The 3,902-nt window shown below is 75.5% G+C and carries 2 protein-coding genes; both read left to right on the top strand.

What is annotated here, in order from left to right; genetic code table 11:
- The first annotated feature begins 158 nt into the window (after positions 1 to 158).
- The gene (locus GCU69_RS08815; RefSeq protein WP_156205579.1) at positions 159 to 3,623 is read left to right on the top strand and encodes a S41 family peptidase; all 3,465 of its coding nucleotides are present in this window, start codon (positions 159 to 161) and stop codon (positions 3,621 to 3,623) included.
- A 75-nt stretch (positions 3,624 to 3,698) separates the two neighbouring features.
- On the top strand, positions 3,699 to 3,902 hold a 204-nt coding region (locus GCU69_RS08810; RefSeq protein WP_156205578.1), incomplete at its 3' end, for a tetratricopeptide repeat protein.

Raw genomic sequence — 3,902 nt, 5'->3', positions numbered from 1 at the left:
GGTCCGTGTGCCGTCCGGGTGTCCGCCCGCCGCCCGGAGGGGAGGGGGCCGCCCGCTCCGGGCCCCGTCCGGCGAGGGACATGTCCGGTCCGGAGTCAACCCCGCATGAAGCCTGAAACCGCTGTTCGCGTCCGTAACGGGTGCATAGGGTTGGGAGTGTGACGCAGCCTTCCTACCTCCGCTTCCCGCATCCGCACGGTGAGTTGATCACCTTTACTGCCGAGGACGACGTCTGGGCGGCGCCCCTCGACGGCGGCCGCGCGTGGCGTGTCAGCGCCGACAACATGCCGGTCTCCCATCCGCGGATATCGCCCGACGGGCGCCACATCGCCTGGACGTCCACCCGGGACGGCGCCCCCGAGGTGCTGGTCGCGCCCGCCGAGGGCGGTCCGTCCCGGCGGCTGACGCACTGGGGCAGCCACAAGACGGCCGTCCGCGGCTGGACCCCCGACGGCGAGGTGCTCGCGCTGACCACCTACGGCCAGGCGTCGCTGCGCCGCACCTGGCTGCGGGCCGTGCCGCTCGACGGCGGCCCCGGCCGCGTCCTGCCGTACGGCCCGGTCGGTGACATCGCGTACGGTCCCGGGGGCGCCGTGCTGCTGCTCTCCGCGACCATGGGCCGCGAGGCCGCCGCCTGGAAGCGCTACCGGGGCGGTACGGTCGGCAAGCTGTGGATCGACCGCGACGGCGACGGCGAATTCCAGCGGCTGCACGCCGGTCTCGACGGCAACATCGAGCACCCGCTGTGGGTGGGCGAACGGGTCGCCTTCCTCTCCGACCACGAGGGCACCGGCGCGCTCTACTCCTCCCTCCCCGACGGCTCCGACCTGCGCCGGCACACCCCGCTCGGGGACACCTCCGACTCGGACGGGGCCGGGAGCGGGGGCGGGAGCGGGAGCGGTTTCTACGCCCGCCACGCCGCGACCGACGGTGTCCGTGTGGCCTACGCCTCGGCAGGCGAGCTGTGGCTGCTCGACGCCCTCGACGCCGGCAACGCCCTCGGCGGCGGCAACGAGACCGGCGGCGGCAACGAGACCGGTGGCGACAACGAGACCGGCACAGGCGACGCAAGCGACACAGGCGGCACGGGCGGCACAGGCGACGGGGCCGACGGCACCGGGACAACCGCCGGAGCCGCCACGACCGCCGGGGCCGACAGGGCCGGGGGCGCCGTCCCCGGGCCCCGCCGCCTCGACATCCGTCTCGGCGGTTCGCGCACCGATCTCCGCCCGCACCCGGTGCGCGCCGCGCACCACCTCGGCGAGGCCCGCCCCGACCACACCGGCCGGGGCAGCGCCGTCGAGGTGCGCGGCAGCGTCCACTGGGTGACCCACCGCGAGGGCCCGGCGCGCGCCCTCGCGGCCGAACCCGGCGTCCGGGCCCGGATGCCCCGCGTCTTCCGCGGCGACGGCGGCGGACAGGCCGACCAGGTCGTCTGGGTCACCGACGCCGAGGGCGACGACGCCCTCGCGTTCGCCCCGGCGTCCGGCACCAGCCCCGGCAGCGAGCGGCGGCTGATCGCCGCCGGGCAGCTCGGGCGGGTGCTGGACCTCGCCGTCGCGCCCGACGGCAGCCGGGTCGCGGTGGCCTCGCACGACGGCCGGGTGCTGGTCGTCGAGTGCGGGTCCGGCGAGGTGCGGGAGATCGACCGCAGCGAGGACGGCGACGCCGACGGGCTGGTCTTCTCACCGGACTCCGGCTGGCTCGCCTGGTCGCACCCCGGGCCCGCCGGACTCCGCCAGCTCAAGATCGCCAACACCTCGGACCTGTCCGTGGCCGAGGCCACCCCGCTGCGCTTCCGCGACTTCTCGCCCGCCTTCACCCTCGACGGCAAGCACCTGGCGTTTCTCTCCGAGCGCGCCTTCGACCCGGTGTACGACGCGCACGTCTTCGACCTGGCCTTCGTCGGCGCCTGCCGGCCGCATCTGATCACCCTCGCCGCGTCCACGCCCTCGCCCTTCGGCCCGCAGCGGCACGGACGCCCGCTGGAGCCGGACCGGGGGGACACCGACGGCGACTCCGAGAGCCGGGGCGGTTCGTCCTCCGCGGTGCCCGTCACCCGCGTCGACCTGGACGGGCTCGCGGACCGCATCGTGGTCTTCCCGGTGGAGGCCGCCCGCTACTCCACCCTGCGGGCCGCCGAGAACGGCGTGCTGTGGCTCCGCCATCCCGTGCGCGGTGTCCTGGGCTCCGCGCTGGCGCCGGACGCGGGCGTTCCGGCCACCGCGCTGGAACGTTACGACCTGGCCCAACTCCGCACCGAGCACCTCGCGGACGACACCGACGACTACGCGGTCACCGGAGACGGCAAGCGGCTGCTGCTCGCCACGGGCGGCAAGCTCCGCGTCGTACCGTCCGACAACAAGGTCGCCGACTCCGACGACAGCTCGGACAACATCCGCGTCGACCTCTCCCGCGTCCGGCTGACCGTCGACCCGGCGGCCGAGTGGCGGCAGATGTACGACGAGGCCGGCCGGCTGATGCGGGACAACTTCTGGCGTCCGGACCTCGGCGGCACCGACTGGGTCGCCGTGCTGGACCGCTACCGGCCCGTGCTGGACCGCGTCGCCACCCACGACGACCTGGTGGACCTGCTCTGGGAGGTCCAGGGCGAGCTGGGCACCTCGCACGCGTACGTCACCCCGCCCGGCGGCTGGTCCGACGCCCGGCACCGCCAGGGGCTCCTCGGCGCGGACATCTCCCGGGACGAGGAGGGCGTCTGGCGCGTCGAGCGGGTGCTGCCCTCCGAGACGTCCGACCCGCACGCCCGCTCGCCGCTCGCCGCTCCCGGGGTCGCGGTCCGGCCGGGTGACGCGATCCTCGCCGTGGACGGGCATCCGGTCGATCCGGTGGCGGGGCCCGGCCCGCTGCTCGTCGGCGCGGCCGGCAAGCCCGTCGAGCTGATGATCGGCCCGGCGGGCGGCGGCGATCCCCGGCATCCGGTGGTCGTCCCGATCGCCGACGAGGAGCCGCTGCGCTATCACGCGTGGGTCGCCGACCGGCGCGCCTACGTCCACGAGAAGTCCGGCGGCAGGCTCGGCTATCTGCACGTCCCCGACATGGTCGGTTCGGGCTGGGCGCAGCTCCACCGCGACCTGCGCGTCGAGGTCGCCCGTGAGGGACTGGTCGTGGATGTCCGGGAGAACCGCGGCGGCCACACCTCGCAGCTGGTGGTGGAGAAGCTCGCCCGCCGGATCGTCGGCTGGGACGTGCCGCGCGGCATGCGCCCGCACAGCTATCCGCAGGACGCGCCGCGCGGCCCGGTCGTCGCGGTCGCCAACGAGTTCTCCGGCTCGGACGGCGACATCGTCAACGCCGCCGTCCGGGCCCTGGGCATCGGGCCGGTCGTCGGCACCCGGACCTGGGGTGGCGTGGTCGGCATCGACAGCCGCTACGACCTGGTCGACGGCACCCGGGTCACCCAGCCCAAGTACGCCTTCTGGCTGGAGGGATACGGCTGGGGCGTGGAGAACCACGGCGTCGACCCGGACGTCGAGGTGGTCCACACCCCGCAGGACTACGCGGCCGGCCGCGACCCGCAGCTGGACGAGGCGGTACGGATCGCCCTGGCGGCGCTCGCCGAGAACCCGGCGAAGACCCCGCCGGAACTGCCGCCGCTGTAGGGGCCGGCCGGGGTACCGCCGCTCGCGGGGGCGCCCTGCGGGGGCACTGTCGGAGGGGCTTCGTACAGTTGGCGCATGCCAGACGACACCCCTCTGATCCGGAGCCTGCGGGCGGCGGTCGCGGCCGCGCCGGACGACGTACCGCTGCGGCTGCACCTGGCCGGGCTGCTGCTGGACGCCGGACTGGGTGACGCGGCCGTCGCGGAGACGGCCGTCGCGCTCCAGTACGCGCCGGGCGACGCCGAGGCGCGGGCGCTGATGGCCCGTGCCATGGGCGTC

This window comes from Streptomyces lycii, from assembly GCF_009735685.1.
GTDB classification, from domain to species: Bacteria; Actinomycetota; Actinomycetes; order Streptomycetales; family Streptomycetaceae; genus Streptomyces; species Streptomyces lycii.
Note: the sequence above shows the minus strand (reverse complement) of the source record. Positions and strands in the feature narration are given on the sequence as shown.